Below are 14,665 nucleotides of genomic sequence, written 5' to 3'. Positions count from 1 at the left end.
CATAGGATTTGCTCAGGAATGTGCCAAGGGCGTCATTTTGAGTGCGTCGCGGCGCGATTTGCGCGACAGTTCGATTGACATGGCTCGATGAGCTTTACAGGATGGTCATTAAGAGACAGGCCCGCCAAACTGGCCGCCCGCCGTCGAGAAACCCAGCTACAACCCATAGGAGATGTCCATGTCAGACGATGTCGTCATCGTCAGCGCCGCCCGCACCCCCGTCGGTAGCTTCAACGGCGCCTTCGCCACCACGCCGGCCCACGACCTCGGTGCGATCGCCATCAAGGCGGCGCTGGAGCGTGCCGGCGTCGAGGGTGGCCAGGTCTCCGAAGTCATCATGGGCCAGATCCTCACCGCGGCGCAGGGCCAGAACCCGGCCCGCCAGGCCTCGATCGCGGCCGGCATCCCGGTGGAAAGTCCGGCCTGGGGCGTCAACCAGCTCTGCGGCTCGGGCCTGCGCACGGTGGCGCTGGGCTACCAGGCGCTGCTCAACGGCGATTCCTCGATCGTCGTCGCGGGTGGCCAGGAATCCATGAGCATGGCCCCGCACGCGCAATATCTGCGCGGTGGCGTCAAGATGGGTGACCTCCAGCTGATCGACACCATGATCAAGGACGGCCTGTGGGATGCCTTTAACGGCTACCACATGGGCAACACCGCCGAGAACGTCGCCAAGCAGTACCAGATCACCAGGTCACAGCAGGACGAGTTCGCGGTCGGCTCGCAGAACAAGGCCGAGGCGGCGCAGAAGGCCGGCAAGTTCAAGGACGAGATCGTCCCGGTCACCATCAAGTCCCGCAAGGGCGACATCGTGGTCGACGCCGACGAGTATCCGCGCCACGGCGCCACGCTCGATGCGATGGCCAAGCTGCGCGCCGCATTCGAGAAGGACGGCACCGTGACCGCCGGCAACGCCTCGGGCATCAATGACGGCGCCGCCGCCGTGGTGCTGATGACTGCCAAGGAAGCCGCCAAGCAGGGCAAGAAGGTGCTGGCCCGCATCGTCTCGTGGGGCCAGGCCGGCGTCGATCCCAAGATCATGGGCACCGGTCCGATCCCCGCCTCGCGCGCGGCGCTGAAGAAGGCCGGCTGGAACATCGCCGACCTCGACCTGATCGAGGCCAACGAGGCGTTCGCGGCGCAGGCCTGCGCCGTCAACAAGGATCTCGGCTGGGATCCGGCCAAGGTCAACGTCAACGGCGGCGCGATCGCGATCGGCCATCCGGTCGGCGCATCGGGTGCGCGCGTGCTGGTGACGCTGCTGCACGAGATGCAGAAGCGCGATGCCAAGAAGGGCCTCGCGACGCTGTGCATCGGCGGCGGCATGGGCATCGCTATGTGCGTTGCACGCGACTGAACAAAAGGCAGCGGGGCCGGTTAGGTGATGAAAAGATCATCTGTCAACCGCGGCGCGAGCTGATAAATAAGATGCCCGGCTTTGCGCCGGGCATTTTGTTTCGGGAGCATGATGCGGAAAAGCGTGAAGCGGTTTTCCGAAAAGATCATGCTCAAAAGAGGGGAGCTAAAGCGCGATGACGATTCAGCCTTATCCCATCGCGCTTTGTTGAGTGAGTGCGAAGGCCGGAGTTATCCGGTTATAAAAGACGGCCAAGGAGGAAACGGACATGGCACGTGTTGCATTGGTGACGGGCGGAACGCGCGGTATTGGAGCTGCGATCAGCAAGGCGCTGAAAGCGGCCGGCTACAAGGTAGCGGCAAGCTACGCCGGCAATGACGCCGCGGCGGAGAAGTTCAAGGCGGAGAGCGGGATTCCCGTCTACAAGTGGGACGTCGCGTCGTTCGACGCCTGCGCGGCCGGCGTCAAGCAGGTCGAGGCCGATCTCGGCCCGGTCGACGTGCTCGTCAACAATGCCGGCATCACCAAGGATACTGCGTTCCACAAGATGACCGTCGAGCAGTGGAACGCGGTGATCAACACCAACCTCGGCTCGCTGTTCAACATGACGCGCCAGGTGATCGAGGGCATGCGCGCCCGCAAGTTCGGCCGCGTCATCTCGATCTCCTCGATCAACGGCCAGAAGGGCCAGTTCGGCCAGGTCAACTACTCCGCAGCGAAGGCCGGCGACATCGGCTTCACCAAGGCGCTGGCGCTCGAGAACGCCAAGGGCGGCATCACCGTGAACGTGATCTGCCCGGGCTACATCAACACCGAGATGGTGCAGGCGGTCCCGAAGGACGTGCTCGAGAAGAGCGTGATCCCGCAGATCCCGGTCAACCGGCTCGGCGAGCCGGAAGAGATCGCGCGCGCGGTGGTGTTCCTCGCCGCCGACGACGCCGGCTTCATCACCGGCTCGACGCTGACCGTGAACGGCGGCCAGTATCACGCCTGACGCCTTTACCTTCATTGCCTGCGACAAATGCAGGCGTTTGCGCTAGCGACGAAGCAATCCAGGTTCGGTATGACGCCGCAGGATTGCTTCGCAGCGCTTTTCATCAGCAGGCAGTTGTCGGCGGGCACTCCGAACTGTAATCCGTCATCCCCGCGCAAAGGCGAAGCTTTTGCGCGGGGATGACGGTGATGCAGCGATGTGCTGGCGCCGGCCGGTTGACCCGCAACGATGAGACAATGACGACCCGAACTGCCACCCTTGTCGGACTGACCGCCATCCTGATGTGGTCGCTGCTGTCGGTCATGACGGTTGCGACCGGGGCGATCCCGGCGTTCCAGCTCGCTGCCATGACCTTTGCGATCGGCGCCGCGGTGGCGTTCGCGAGCTTCCTGCTGCGGCCGTCGGCGTTCGTCGCGTTGAGGCAGCCGCTGATCGCCTGGGTGGTCGGCGTCGGCGGGCTGTTCGGCTATCACGCGCTGTATTTCCTGGCGCTGCGCTTCGCGCCGCCGGCCGAGGCCGGCCTGCTCAATTATCTCTGGCCGCTGCTGATCGTGCTGTTCTCCTCGCTGCTGCCGGGCGAGCGGCTGGCGATCCATCACGTCATCGGCGCGCTGCTCGGCCTCGCCGGCACCGTGCTGCTGTTCGCCGGCAACACCGGCGCCTTCACCCGCGAACAGATTCCGGGCTTCGCGGCGGCTTTCGTCGCGGCGTTCGTCTGGGCCGCCTATTCGGTTATGTCGCGCCGGCTCAAGGCGGTGCCGACCGATGCCGTGGCGGGCTTCTGCCTCGCGACCGCGGTGCTCGCGGCGCTGATGCACATGATGGTGGAGACCACGATGTGGCCCGCGACGCCGCTGCAATGGCTCGCGGTTGTGGCGCTCGGCATCGGTCCGGTGGGGGCTGCGTTCTTCGCCTGGGACATCGGCATGAAGCGCGGCGACATCCGCGTGCTCGGCGCCGCCTCCTACGCTACGCCGCTGCTCTCGACCGCGTTCCTGATCCTGGCGGGCTTTGCCAAGCCCAGCGCCAACATCGCCATTGCCGCGATCCTGATTGCTGGCGGTGGGCTGATTGCGGCGAAGGACATGGTGTGGAAGCGCTGAGGGTTATCAACTCGTCATTCCGGGATGCGCCACTTGGCGCAGGCCCGGAATCCATTTCACCGCTTGCACTTGCGGCCCAATGGATTCCGGGCTCGCGCTCCGCGCGCCCCGGAATGACGAACTAAGTCGGCTCCCAGCCTTTCGGCGCCAGCTCGAACGTCGCGAATTCGAATCCCGGCGCGACGGTGCAGCCGACCAGCGTCCAGTCGCCATTGCTTTCCGCGGCCTGCCAGGCGTCCGCCGGCACGATTGCTTGCGGCTGCTCGCCGCCGATGACGTCAGGCCCGAGCGCGATCGCATGCTGCGGCTCGCCGTCGCGCGCGATCCGCAGCGTCAGCGGCGCGCCGGCGTAATAGTGCCACGTCTCGACGGCGTCGATACGGTGCCAGTGCGAGCGCTCGCCCCGCGCCAGCAGGAAGTAGATCGCGGTCGAATGCGCGCGGCCACCGGCATCGCAGCGTTGGTCGCGAAACGTCTCGCGATAATGCCCGCCTTCGGGATGCGGCTTCAGGTCGAGCCGCGCGATGATGTCGGCAGCGGAGAGCTGGGACATCAGGATTTGTTCTTGCGCTCGCGGAGCTCGCCGAACACCTGCGCGGGGTCGGCGCCCTTCATGTGCAGCTTCGCCGCAACCGAAGGCTCGTCGGCGCGCAGGAACACGTTGGCCTTCTTCTCGTCGCCGAGCAGCACGGGAATCGTCGGCTTGTTCTCGGCACGCAGCTTTGTCACCTCCGCCGCGCGCGCCTGCAAATGCGGATTGTCAGCCTCGATGGTGAGCGCGAACTTCACATTCGCCGCGGTGTATTCATGGCCGCAATAGAGTCGGAAATCGTCCGGCAGCGAACGCAGCTTCAGAAGCGAATCCCACATCATCGGATAGCTGCCCTCGAACACCCTGCCGCAGCCGATCGAGAACAGCGTGTCGGCGGCGAACACCGCCTTCTCGCCGTCGAACACGTAGGAGATATGATCGAGCGTATGGCCGGGGGTTTCCACCACGCGGGCCAGGAGGCTGCCGACCTTGATGACGTCGGCATTGGCGGCGCGCAGATCGACATTGGCGATCTTGGCCGAGTGGTCGTGCGGGGCGACGACGCGGCAGCCATATTTCTGCTTCAGCTCGGCGACGCCGCCGACATGGTCGCCATGGTGATGGGTGATCAGGATGTCGGTCAGCGTCCAGCCTTCGCGCTCCAGCGCCTTGATGATCGGGCCGGCCTCCGGCGCGTCGATCGACGCCGTTGCCTTGGTCGTGGGATCGTGGATCAGGTAGCCGAAATTGTCGGTGAGGCAGCTGAAGGTACGAATCTCGGCGGTCATGATATCTCCACGAACAAACGGGACGGACATTCAGAGCATGATCGTCTGGGAAAAACCGGTCGCAACTTTCCCGGGTCATGCTCTTAACGCGCCCAATATAGGTGTGAAATATGGCGTTAACGCTCCGGCGGCAACGCAATTTTCCGCGCAGCCGGCTCACTGCCGGCATGTTAGGCTGGCAACCATGGACGTCATCGACCTCCGCGACTTCTATTCGCAGCGCCTCGGCATCGTGGCGCGGCAGCTGATCAACCGCGGCATCCGCGCACGGTGGCCGAACGCGGACGGCCAGCGTGTGCTCGGGCTGGGCTATCCGACGCCCTACCTCGGCCTGTTCCGCGAGACCTGCGAGCGCTGCATTGCCTTCATGCCGGCGGCCCAGGGCGTGCTGAAGTGGCCGACCGGCCGGCCGGCGCTGGCGACCCTGATCGACGAATTCTCGATGCCGCTGCCGGATGCCGCGGTCGACCGCGTGCTGCTGGTGCACGCGCTGGAGATGTCCGACGATCCCGAGCGGCTGCTGCGCGAGGTGTGGCGGGTGCTGTCACCGTCGGGCCGGCTGATCGCGATCATCCCGAACCGGCGCGGCGTCTGGACCCGCACCGATGCCACGCCGTTCGGCCATGGCCGGCCCTATTCGCGGGCGCAGATCACCCAGCTGTTACGGCAGACCTGGTTCACGCCGGCGTCATGGGGCGAGGCGCTGTTCATGCCGCCGGTGCAGGGCAGCTGGTTCCTGCGCTCGGCGATGGCGTGGGAGCGCGTCGGCGCCGCGCTGTCGATGCCGTTCGCGGGCGTGCATATCGTGGAGGCCAGCAAGCAGGTCTATCGCGCGATTCCCGCGCGCCGCGAACGCACCCAGCTGATCCCGTCATTGCGTCCGGTGCTGGTGCCGTCCTCGACGGCAACGCGCAAATCGAGTCACTCGGAGTAGTAGGGCGCACCCGCCCCTGGAGGGGAGGGTGGCCGCATACGTACCTGCGTTACTCGTTGCCCGGATTGAAGTCGTCGCCGCTCGGCGCGGGCTGCGCCGCCATGTCGGGACGCGGGCTGTGCGGACGGCGGCGGCGGCGCGGGAAGCGCTCGCTGCGTTCGCCGCGCTCTGCGCCGCCATTGTTGCCTTCATAGGCCCCGCCATTGACCTGCGGCTGCGCGCCGCCGGTGATGAACGAGGGCAAGCGATCGACGCCGCCGGCATCCGCCATTGCGGGCTGCGGCTGGTTCTGCGGTTGCGGCTGGTATTGCGGCTGCGGACGATGCTCACGCTCACGATGTTCGCGCGGTTGATGCTCACGCGGCTGCTGGTCCCGCTCGCGATGTTCGCGCGGCTGCTGCTGATCGCGCTGGTACGGCTGCTGGCCGTTCTCGCGCAGGAAGGGTTGCTGCTGCTGCGGCACGAAGCCCGGCTCCTGGCCGAAGCTCGAATAGCCGTCGTCGTCGCCGTCTTCGGTTACGACCGGCTCGGCGTCGGGACGCGGCTGCTGCTGATTCTGCCGGAACTGCTCCTGCGCAGCCGCGATGATCCGGTAGTAGTGCTCGGCGTGCTGATAGTAGTTCTCGGCCGCCACCGGATCGCCGGAGGAGCGTGCATCACGCGCGAGCTGGACGTATTTCTCGGCGACGTGGGAGGCGGTGCCGCGGATCTTGATGTCGGGTCCGTTCGATTCGTACACCCGTGTCAGGGGATTCTGGCCGCGCCGGTTATTGTTGTTGTTATTGTTATTATTGTTCCGGTTGCGCATCCGCTTGTTGTTCTGACCGTTTCTCATCTGTCGCCTTTTATTCCAGCCCTGAAGTGATTGCAGTCCGTCATGTTCGATCCGTCACATTCGATTCGGCGCGCGCCTAGGCACACGGAATCGCAATACCGTTCGAAGTGGCATCGATATCGCCGACCATCTCGTTCAGCAAAGTCGCGTGCAGCAAAGACGCGTTCCCCAACCGCCGGCAATGCCCGCCAGCGACCAAATCATACCGCCCGTTGAGACAGGCCCAGTTCTCGTGCGTAAGTCTTCAAGCGCAATAACAGGCTTTCGTTCGCTTGGCGGTCAGAGCAGCACAGCTTCGGCTATTGCGCTCAATAGACCTGCGTTCCTGGAACCTTTCGATCGGCGGGCTCTGCTGAACCCTGGTCATCACCCGTAACGATTACGGGGCCAGCACCGATGTTGTGCCCGGAACGTAGTCGTTCCCGGGGGATAATCCAAGAGGTTTTTTTGCGTTCCAATAGGACTTTATCGGGGCGGCCGGCGGGCCGAAACGGCCCTCGGAATGCCCCCGAGGTCGGCCCTCGGCGGGCCTGTTGGGGATAACCCGGACGCCGTCATCAGCGCTTCAACGTCGCCGCTTTGGCCCTGTCCAATTTCCACAACCAGAAATCCGCCCGAGGCCAGAAGACCCGTAGATTGCGAAATCAGCGCGCGATAGGCGTCGAGCCCGTCGGGACCGCCGTCGAGCGCCGCGCGCGGGTCGTGCGCGCGCACCTCGATGTCGAGACCGGCGATGTCGGCCGAGGGAATATAGGGCGGGTTGGACACGATCAGGTCGAACGTGCCGGTCAGGGCGCTGGCATAGTCGCATGCGATCCATGTCGTGCGCGCGCCGAGTCCGAGCTCGGCGGCATTCCGGCTCGCCGTCTGCAATGCCTCGGCCGAGATGTCGGTGGCGTAGCCATGCGCGTTCGGCAGTTCCGAGAGCAGCGCCAGCAGGATCGCGCCGGAACCGGTGCCGAGATCGGCGATCCGCAAGGTGCGATCCTCCGCGCCGTCGCCGCGCAGCAGCTCGAGCGCGCGCTCGACCACGGTCTCGGTGTCGGCGCGCGGCACCAGCGTCGCGGCGGAAAGGAGCAGCGGCAGCCCCCAAAACTCCTTGACGCCGAGAATGCGTGCGACCGGTTCGCCGGCGAGGCGGCGTCGTGCGAGGGCCTCGACACGATCCGCTTCGTCAGAGGTCAGGGTGCGCTTGGCGCCGGTGATCATGCCGGTCAGGTCTAGGCCGAGCGCGGCGCCGATCAGCAGCCGTGCATCGAGCTCGGCCGAGTCGTTGCCGGCGGCCGTGAGGCGCGTGGCGAGCGCGCGACGGGCACCCTCGACGGTCGGGTTGGCGTTTTCAGCTGACGGGCTCATCGCGCGTTGTTAGCCGATGGTCGATGCGGCGTCGATATCGCTTGCGCGGCGCGTGGCCGGCGCGCACGGTCGAAGCCTCAACCGACCGATCCGGAACGCGCGACCATGACGGGCTACGACGACCAGAACATCTTCGCCAAAATCCTGCGCGGCGAGATCCCGAGCTTCAAGATCCATGAGACCGACCGGACCCTTGCCTTTCTCGACATCATGCCGCGTTCGCCGGGGCATACGCTGGTGATTCCGAAGGCGCCGGCGCGCGGCATCCTCGACATCGCGGAGGATGACCTTGCCGCGGTGGTGCGGTCGGCCAGGCGCATCGCCATCGCCGCGATGAAGGCATTCTCCGCCGACGGCATCATCATCCAGCAGTTCAGCGAGCCCGCCAGCGGGCAGGTGGTGTTTCACCTGCACATGCATGTGATGCCGGTGAAGGCCGGCGTCGCGCTGCTGCCCGCGCAGACCGTCAAGGCGGAGATGGATGTGCTCGCCGATCATGCCAAACGCATGATCGCGGCGCTCGCGGACTGAGTTGTTGGGCTACACCCCGAGGTAGCGTTGCAGGACGTCAGGCTGCGCCTTGATCTCCTGCGCCGGCCCTTCATGGACGATGTGCCCATTGTTGATGATGTAGATGCGCTGCGCCAGCGCCAGCGTCGCGGCGAGGTTCTGCTCCACCAGCACGATGGTCTGTCCGGCCTCGGCGAGATCGCGGCAGGCCTTCATCAGGTCGCGCACAATCACCGGCGCCAGTCCCTCGAACGGCTCGTCGAGCAAGATGATCTTGGGATCGCGCACCAGGGCGCGCGCGATCGCCAGCATCTGCTGCTCGCCGCCCGACAGATCGGTGCCGCGATTGCTGCGCCGCTCGCGGAGCCGCGGAAACATCTCGTAGATGCGATCGAGCGGCCAGCGCCGCGAGGCGGTCAGGCCGGCGATCATGAGGTTCTCCTCGACGCTCAAGCTGCCGAAGATGCGGCGCTCCTCATGGACCAGCTGCATGCCGGCCTGTGCGATCTTGTGGCTCTTCTTGCCGGCGATATCGACGCCGTCGAACCTCACGGAGCCGCGGCGCGGGGTGACCACGCCCATCAGGCTCTTCAGCGTCGTGCTCTTGCCGGCGCCGTTGCGACCGAGCAGCGCCACCACCTCGTTGCGTTCGACGCGCATTGAGACGTCGAACAGGATGTGGGAATCCCCATAATAGCTGTTCAGTCCGTTGACTTCGAGCAGGCTCATGCGGCGAGCTCTCCATGCACGCCGCCAAGATAGGCTTCCTGGACGGTCGAATTGTTCTTGATCTCCTCCGGCGTTCCCTCGACCAGCACGCGGCCTTCCTGCAGCACGGTGACGCGCTCGGCGAGTTCGAACAACGCATCCATGTCGTGATCGATGATGATCATGGTGCGGCCCTGGCTGATCGACTTCAGGAGCTTCACGGTCTCGACGCGCTCGCGCGGGCTCATGCCGGCCAGCGGCTCGTCGAGCAGCAACAGGCTCGGCGAGGTCGCTAGCGCCAGTCCGATCTCGAGCCGCCGCTTCTCGCCATAAGCGAGCTCGGAGACCGGCGTATCCGGCCGCGCGGCGAGATCGACCAGCTCGAGCGTGTGCTGCACGCGCTCGGACAGGCCGGGAATGCTGTCGATGCTGCGGAACAGGTCGAGCTTGAACTTGCCGCGCAGCCCCGACAGCGCCGCGATCACCAGGTTCTCGCGCACGGTCAGTCCGGCGAACAGCTGATTGACCTGGTAGCTCTTGGTCAGCCCGAGCTGGCAGACGTCGGTGACGTTCATGCCGGTGATGTCGCGGCCGTCAAACAGGATGGTGCCCGAGGTCGGGTGAACCTCGCAGGTCAGCATCTTGAAGAAGGTCGACTTGCCGGCGCCGTTCGGGCCGATGATGCCGCGCAGTTCGCCGTGATTGACGGTAAAATCGATGTCGCTGTTGGCGAGCAGGCCGCCATAGCGCTTGGTCAGGCCTCTGGCCTGGAGGATCGGTCCGGACGGACTGCCCTCGGGGCGAGGCCGCACAGGCGCCGGGGCGACGGCCGCTGCGATGGCGGCGTGCGGCGCGGTTGCGACGGCGACTGCCTCCGGCTCGCTCTCCTCCGGCTCGCGGGCGTCGCGCTGTCCGGTGAGCAGGTCACAGAGATCGGCGAGGCCGCCGATGATGCCGCGGCGCAGGAAGCACACCAGCAGCACGAACACGACGCCGAGCACCAGCTTCCAGGCCGCGCCGAGCCCGAGCGCCGCTTGCAGGAAGTCCTGCAGCGACAGCCACACCGCGGCGCCGACCAGCGGTCCGAACAACGTGCCGCGGCCGCCGATCGCGGTCTGCATGACGAGCTGCCCCGAGGTGTCGAAGGTGAAGGCGTCGGGCGGCATGAAGGCCTGCAGGACGCCCAGGAGGCCGCCGGCAAAGCCGGCATAGGCGGCGGCGATCACGAAGGCGGTCAGCTTGTAGCCGTGGATGTTGTGGCCGACCGCTGTCGCCCGCAGCGGATTGTCCCGGATGGCGCTGAACACGGCGCCGACCGGCGAGCGCACGATGCGCAGCGCGATCACGACGCCGATGAAGTAGCACAGCGCCAGGAACTGATAGAGCGACCAGCCGGTGGTGAAGTGCAGCGTGGTGAAGCCGAGATTGAAGCTCGGGGTCGGCACGCCCGGCAGCCCGTTCTCGCCGCCGGTGAAGTCCGACAGCGGATTGAACTCGACGAAGAAGAATACCTCGGCGATCGCGACCGTGATCATGGCGAAGTAGATGCCGGTGCGGCGCAGCGCGATCAGGCCGATCAGGTAGCCGGTGGCGGCAGCCGCGATCATGCCGATGACGAGCGCGAGCACGACGTAGGGGAAGCCGGCGCGGGTCAACAGATAGGCGGCGACGAAGCCGCCGGTGCCGTAAAAGGCCGACTGGCCGAACGACAGCAGGCCGGTGAAGCCGAACAGGATATCGAAGCCGAGGCCGAACAGGCCCCAGACCAGGATCCGGTTCACCGTGTTGGGTGCAAAGCCGAACCACGGCAGCACGAAGGGCGCGACGATCAGGCCGGCGGCGGTCAGGAATTCGATCAGGTACGGGCGCTGTTTCAGCATCTAGATATCCGTCGTCATTCGCGGCCCTGCGTGCCGAGCAGGCCGTGTGGTCGAAGCACGAGCACGAGCGTCATCGCCGCGAACAGCATGACGTAGGCATAACCGGGGTTGAACATCGAGGTGATGCTGATGATCTCGCCGGCGATCAATCCGCCGAGGATGGCGCCGGGGAACGAGCCGACGCCGCCGATCACCACCACCACGAAGGTCTCGACCAGGATGTCGTCACCGACACCCGGCGTCAGCGACACCACAGGGGCGTTGATGATGCCGGCAAAGCCCGCGGCCATTGCGCCGATGCCGAACACGATCATGAAGACGCGGTAGACGTTGATGCCGAGCGAATCGACCATCACCGAATCCTCGATGCCGGCGCGCACGATCATGCCGAGCCGGGTGCGATACAAGATCAGGAACAACCCGCCGAGCGCGGCCGCGACGATGCCGACTACGGCGAGCCGGTAGGTCGGGTAGAACAGGAAGCCGAGCGAGGTGATGCCCTGCAGCAGCGCCGGCGGCGGCACCACCTGCGATTGGCTGGTGAAGATCAACCGCACGATCTCGACGAAGCAGATGCCGAGGCCGAAGGTCACCAGCAGCTGGTCCTCATGCGGGCGATGGTAGAAATGTCGGATGATGATCCGCTCCATCGCAACGCCAAGCGCCATCACGAACAGCGATCCGGCGATGACGGCCAGAATGAACGAGCCGGTGTAGGAGTAGGCCACATATCCGGCGTAGCCGCCGATCATGAACATGGCGCCGTGGGCGAGGTTGAGCACCCCGAGCGTGCCATAGATGATCGTCAGCCCGGAGCTGATCAGCGCGAGCAGCGCGCCGAGCGCCAGCCCGTTGAAAAGTTGCGAGACGAAGTTTGGCCAGTTGATCATGGCGTGCGTTCAGTCGGCCCGGTCAATGGAGGATGCGTTCTGACACAAGGCGGCGCCGTGGGTCGGGTCGCCCCGCCCACGGCGCCGAGTCGTCTCACGTCAATTAGGTGTAGTCGCCGAGATGGCAGCCGAACGCGTCCGGCTTCTGCATCAGACCGTCGCCGGGGACGATCTCGACCACCTCGTAATAGTCCTCCTTGTTCTTCATCTCCTTTTCCATCTTGCCGCGGACGATGATGACGGGGCGGACGCACTGGTGATCCTCTGGGCGATAATGCACGTCGCCGACCAGCGACGGGATGGTTTCGCCCTTCTCGTAGGCCTTGATGACGTCGGGCGGAAAGAAGCTGCCGGCCTCCTCGACCATCCGGGCCCAGTGCGCGAAGCTGACATAGGCGTTCTCGGCGCCCCACTCCGGCTTGTAGCCGTACTTCTTCTCGAAGGTCTCGTTGAACATCTTGGCCAGCGGATACTTGTCCTCGATGGTCCACCAATAATCGGTCGCGGCATAGACGCCCTGCATCAGGCCGCCGGTCTCGCGCGCGATGAACGGCACCTGGTAGGGCACCACGAGCTTCATCTTATCGAGCACGCCGAACTGCTTGGCCTGCTGCGTCGACAGCACGGCGTCGTGGCCCCAGTTGACGTTGATCAGCACGTCGGCGCCGGAATTCGCGACGTTGAGCAGGTAGGACGAATAGTCAGGCGCGCCGAGCGGCGACACCTGATTGGTGACCGTCGTCCAGCCCGCCTGGGCGAGGAAGTCCTGCATCGACTTGGTGACGGTGTGGCCGTAGGTGTAGTCGGGCGTCAGGTAGGCGGCCTTCTTGTTCTTGCCGAACTGCTTGATCAGCACAGGCGCGATTGCGGCAGCCGCGGTCTGGCCGAAGAAGTTCTGGCGGAAACCGTAACGCACGCAATCCTTGCCGGTGGTGTCGTTCGATCCGGAGATGCCGCAGACGAAGATCACCTTCTCGCGCTGCGCCAGCTTGTTCAGCGCGACCGCGACCGCGCTCGAGGTGCCGCCGGTGATCATGACAGCCTTGTTCTCGGTGATGAAGCGCTGCTGCGCCTGCACCGCCTCGTTCGGCTTCGCCGCGGAATCCGCGACACCGAACTTCAGCTCCTTGCCGAGCACGCCCTTGCTGGTCTTCGGCGAGATCTTCTTGATCAGATCGTGGCCGCTGTTGATGTGCTCGATCGCGAGCTGATAGCCCTTGAGTTCATCCTCACCCTGAACCGCATAGGTGCCGGTGCGCGGCACCGAGATGCCGATGAAGACCGAGGAGCCGGACGTGCCGCCGGGATAGGTGCCGATCGCCGGCTTGTCTTCGGCGAATGCGCGCGATGCGATCGATGCCGGCAGCATGGTGCCGCCGATCAGGCCTGCACCGGCCTGCAACAGGGTGCGACGCGAGACGTTCGATGCTCTGCCCGGCCATAAATCCTTGGTGCTCATCGCTCGATATCCTCCAATTATATTGATTGTTGGCGCGCACGATCATTCGTCGCCGGATCGGGGCGATCGGCTGCGGGATGCGCCGGCTGCGATGGAGCAGCCTGTCACAGCTACAATTCCCCACCGGCATATTTAGTCAATGTCACCTTTCGTCGAATCATATCGATCTACGATAGAATTAATATCGGTTCACGACGTATCGAGGGTTTACCGCCCGGGTGCCGGTCCTGTAAGTGAGGGAGCGATGATCGAACAGCCTTCAAATCGCACCGCAAATGCCGCCGAGCACGCCGCGACCGAGGACGGCAGCGCCGAGCCATCGGGCGGCCTGAGCATCCGTGCGCTCAACGTGCTGAAGGAACTGTCACTCGAGCTGCTCGACGAAGTGCCGCCGAAGCTGGGCTGGACGCCGCCGGACGATCTGCTGCGGCTGCTCACTGCGCGCCATCTTGCGACCGCGCGAAATTGCGGGCGGCAAACCATGCGTGAGATCATCGATTGGGCCGCGACGCGCGGGATCTCGATCCCGTCGCCGCATCACACCGGCAAATCGTTGTCGGAGGTCTGGGGCGGTCTGGTCGAGCGTGCCTCGGCCGGGCATCTCACCAAGAGCGAGATCACCGAGGCGCTGGAGAAGTCGATCCGCCGCAGGAGCCCGCGGATCCCGGTCGCGTTCCAGATCGTCCTGTTGAAGATATTGAGCTCGAGCTACGATCACTGGCCGCAGCCGTGATCTCGCCTCGCCGGGCCACTCGTCCGTCAAACCGCTGAAAACATGAGTGCAAAGAGCGCCGGCAGGATGGTCCGCCGGGCTCGGGCTTGCTAGCGTCGCGTGGCTCCTGCCGATTGGCAGAGCGAGCCAGCAATGGGACGGCGGAATGCCTCAAGCAAAGCAGCGACGAACGCAAGCCGCGACGGTCGATTACGCGGCGCTGGCCCGGTTCCGCTACCAGCTGCGCAGCTTTCTCGCGTTCAGCGAAGAGGCGGCCCAGCAGGCCGGGCTAACCCCGCAGCAGCACCAGGCGCTGCTCGCCATCAAGGGGTTCTCCGGAACCGAGCCGACCACGGTCGGCGATCTCGCGCGCTATTTGCTGATCCGCCACCACACCGCGGTCGAGCTGGTCAACCGGATGGTGAAGCTCGGGCTGCTCACGCGCACCGTCGATGCCGCTGATGGCCGGCGTGTCCAGGTGACGTTGACGGCGCAGGGCGAGCGCAAGCTGCAGGCGCTGTCGAAGATTCATCTTGAGGAACTGACCACGGCGGGCCCCGCGCTCGGCAAGATCCTGCGCCATTTCAGGCAGTCGCAGAAACGCTGA

Annotated in this window: 15 protein-coding genes; 7 read left to right on the top strand and 8 right to left on the bottom strand. The window is 65.3% G+C overall.

The genetic code is table 11. From position 1 onward, the window contains the following. The first annotated feature begins 178 nt into the window (after nucleotides 1-178). From ACVW17_RS05710 to yddG, 3 genes are all read left to right on the top strand, one after another. Entirely contained in the window at nucleotides 179-1,357 is a 1,179-nt protein-coding gene (locus ACVW17_RS05710; RefSeq protein WP_456751013.1) for an acetyl-CoA C-acetyltransferase, read from the top strand. 268 nt (nucleotides 1,358-1,625) lie between these two features. Further along, nucleotides 1,626-2,351 carry an acetoacetyl-CoA reductase gene (gene phbB, locus ACVW17_RS05705; RefSeq protein ID WP_456751012.1) on the top strand — a complete coding sequence of 242 codons (726 nt, stop codon included), beginning with the start codon at nucleotides 1,626-1,628 and terminating at the stop codon, nucleotides 2,349-2,351. 236 nt (nucleotides 2,352-2,587) lie between these two features. After that, entirely contained in the window at nucleotides 2,588-3,454 is an 867-nt protein-coding gene (gene yddG, locus ACVW17_RS05700) for an aromatic amino acid exporter YddG (RefSeq protein ID WP_456751011.1), read from the top strand. A 121-nt stretch (nucleotides 3,455-3,575) separates the two neighbouring features. Here the strand turns inward: yddG and ACVW17_RS05695 are convergent, their stop codons facing one another. Both ACVW17_RS05695 and gloB read right to left on the bottom strand, forming a co-directional pair. After that, nucleotides 3,576-4,007 (bottom strand): cupin domain-containing protein, encoded by a 432-nt coding sequence (locus tag ACVW17_RS05695; RefSeq protein WP_456751010.1) that lies wholly within the window; start codon nucleotides 4,005-4,007, stop codon nucleotides 3,576-3,578. Then, the gene (gene gloB / locus ACVW17_RS05690) at nucleotides 4,007-4,774 is read right to left on the bottom strand and encodes a hydroxyacylglutathione hydrolase (protein ID WP_456751009.1); all 768 of its coding nucleotides are present in this window, start codon (nucleotides 4,772-4,774) and stop codon (nucleotides 4,007-4,009) included. The genes ACVW17_RS05695 and gloB overlap by 1 nt, the downstream gene beginning before the upstream one ends. A 184-nt stretch (nucleotides 4,775-4,958) precedes the next feature. Here gloB and ACVW17_RS05685 point away from each other — a divergent pair, with 184 nt between their 5' ends. Beyond that, nucleotides 4,959-5,708 carry a class I SAM-dependent methyltransferase gene (locus ACVW17_RS05685; protein ID WP_456751008.1) on the top strand — a complete coding sequence of 250 codons (750 nt, stop codon included), beginning with the start codon at nucleotides 4,959-4,961 and terminating at the stop codon, nucleotides 5,706-5,708. A 49-nt stretch (nucleotides 5,709-5,757) separates the two neighbouring features. Here the strand turns inward: ACVW17_RS05685 and ACVW17_RS05680 are convergent, their stop codons facing one another. Beyond that, entirely contained in the window at nucleotides 5,758-6,543 is a 786-nt protein-coding gene (locus ACVW17_RS05680) for a DUF4167 domain-containing protein (RefSeq protein WP_456751007.1), read from the bottom strand. Nucleotides 6,544-7,008: 465 nt separating this feature from the next. Then, complete coding sequence (gene prmC, locus ACVW17_RS05675) at nucleotides 7,009-7,899, bottom strand: peptide chain release factor N(5)-glutamine methyltransferase (RefSeq protein ID WP_456751006.1); 891 nt, start codon at nucleotides 7,897-7,899, stop codon at nucleotides 7,009-7,011. A gap of 105 nt (nucleotides 7,900-8,004) precedes the next feature. On the opposite strand from prmC, the gene ACVW17_RS05670 reads away from it, so the two are divergent. Further along, a complete protein-coding gene (locus ACVW17_RS05670) occupies nucleotides 8,005-8,430 on the top strand; it encodes an HIT family protein (RefSeq protein WP_456751005.1) in 426 nt (141 codons plus the stop codon). A 9-nt stretch (nucleotides 8,431-8,439) separates the two neighbouring features. Here ACVW17_RS05670 and ACVW17_RS05665 read toward each other — a convergent pair whose 3' ends face one another. The 4 genes from ACVW17_RS05665 to ACVW17_RS05650 form a co-directional block, all read right to left on the bottom strand. Further along, the gene (locus ACVW17_RS05665) at nucleotides 8,440-9,138 is read right to left on the bottom strand and encodes an ABC transporter ATP-binding protein (protein ID WP_456751004.1); all 699 of its coding nucleotides are present in this window, start codon (nucleotides 9,136-9,138) and stop codon (nucleotides 8,440-8,442) included. Then, entirely contained in the window at nucleotides 9,135-10,997 is a 1,863-nt protein-coding gene (locus ACVW17_RS05660) for a branched-chain amino acid ABC transporter ATP-binding protein/permease (RefSeq protein WP_456751003.1), read from the bottom strand. The genes ACVW17_RS05665 and ACVW17_RS05660 overlap by 4 nt, the downstream gene beginning before the upstream one ends. 14 nt (nucleotides 10,998-11,011) lie before the next feature. Continuing rightward, nucleotides 11,012-11,887 carry a branched-chain amino acid ABC transporter permease gene (locus ACVW17_RS05655; RefSeq protein WP_456751002.1) on the bottom strand — a complete coding sequence of 292 codons (876 nt, stop codon included), beginning with the start codon at nucleotides 11,885-11,887 and terminating at the stop codon, nucleotides 11,012-11,014. Nucleotides 11,888-11,990: 103 nt separating this feature from the next. Beyond that, on the bottom strand, nucleotides 11,991-13,346 hold the full coding sequence (locus tag ACVW17_RS05650) for a substrate-binding protein (RefSeq protein WP_456751001.1): 1,356 nt from the start codon (nucleotides 13,344-13,346) through the stop codon (nucleotides 11,991-11,993). Between the two features lie 244 nt (nucleotides 13,347-13,590). On the opposite strand from ACVW17_RS05650, the gene ACVW17_RS05645 reads away from it, so the two are divergent. After that, nucleotides 13,591-14,079 carry a hypothetical protein gene (locus tag ACVW17_RS05645; RefSeq protein ID WP_456751000.1) on the top strand — a complete coding sequence of 163 codons (489 nt, stop codon included), beginning with the start codon at nucleotides 13,591-13,593 and terminating at the stop codon, nucleotides 14,077-14,079. Nucleotides 14,080-14,224: 145 nt separating this feature from the next. Beyond that, nucleotides 14,225-14,665: a MarR family winged helix-turn-helix transcriptional regulator gene (locus tag ACVW17_RS05640; RefSeq protein ID WP_456750999.1), complete on the top strand. Its 441-nt coding sequence runs from the start codon at nucleotides 14,225-14,227 to the stop codon at nucleotides 14,663-14,665.

Source organism: Bradyrhizobium sp. USDA 4473 (assembly GCF_054063335.1).
This window is presented reverse-complemented; position numbering and strand designations above follow the sequence as displayed.

Bases quoted from the DNA above. Each gene is read 5' to 3' on its own strand.
- ACVW17_RS05665 (WP_456751004.1), bottom strand. From the start codon at position 9,138: ATGAGCCTGCTCGAAGTCAACGGACTGAACAGCTATTATGGGGATTCC.
- ACVW17_RS05645 (WP_456751000.1), top strand. From the start codon at position 13,591: ATGATCGAACAGCCTTCAAATCGCACCGCAAATGCCGCCGAGCACGCC.
- phbB (WP_456751012.1), top strand. From the start codon at position 1,626: ATGGCACGTGTTGCATTGGTGACGGGCGGAACGCGCGGTATTGGAGCT.
- prmC (WP_456751006.1), bottom strand. From the start codon at position 7,899: ATGAGCCCGTCAGCTGAAAACGCCAACCCGACCGTCGAGGGTGCCCGT.
- ACVW17_RS05660 (WP_456751003.1), bottom strand. From the start codon at position 10,997: ATGCTGAAACAGCGCCCGTACCTGATCGAATTCCTGACCGCCGCCGGC.
- ACVW17_RS05695 (WP_456751010.1), bottom strand. From the start codon at position 4,007: ATGTCCCAGCTCTCCGCTGCCGACATCATCGCGCGGCTCGACCTGAAG.
- ACVW17_RS05655 (WP_456751002.1), bottom strand. From the start codon at position 11,887: ATGATCAACTGGCCAAACTTCGTCTCGCAACTTTTCAACGGGCTGGCG.
- ACVW17_RS05710 (WP_456751013.1), top strand. From the start codon at position 179: ATGTCAGACGATGTCGTCATCGTCAGCGCCGCCCGCACCCCCGTCGGT.
- yddG (WP_456751011.1), top strand. From the start codon at position 2,588: ATGACGACCCGAACTGCCACCCTTGTCGGACTGACCGCCATCCTGATG.
- ACVW17_RS05680 (WP_456751007.1), bottom strand. From the start codon at position 6,543: ATGAGAAACGGTCAGAACAACAAGCGGATGCGCAACCGGAACAATAAT.
- ACVW17_RS05670 (WP_456751005.1), top strand. From the start codon at position 8,005: ATGACGGGCTACGACGACCAGAACATCTTCGCCAAAATCCTGCGCGGC.
- gloB (WP_456751009.1), bottom strand. From the start codon at position 4,774: ATGACCGCCGAGATTCGTACCTTCAGCTGCCTCACCGACAATTTCGGC.
- ACVW17_RS05640 (WP_456750999.1), top strand. From the start codon at position 14,225: ATGCCTCAAGCAAAGCAGCGACGAACGCAAGCCGCGACGGTCGATTAC.
- ACVW17_RS05650 (WP_456751001.1), bottom strand. From the start codon at position 13,346: ATGAGCACCAAGGATTTATGGCCGGGCAGAGCATCGAACGTCTCGCGT.
- ACVW17_RS05685 (WP_456751008.1), top strand. From the start codon at position 4,959: ATGGACGTCATCGACCTCCGCGACTTCTATTCGCAGCGCCTCGGCATC.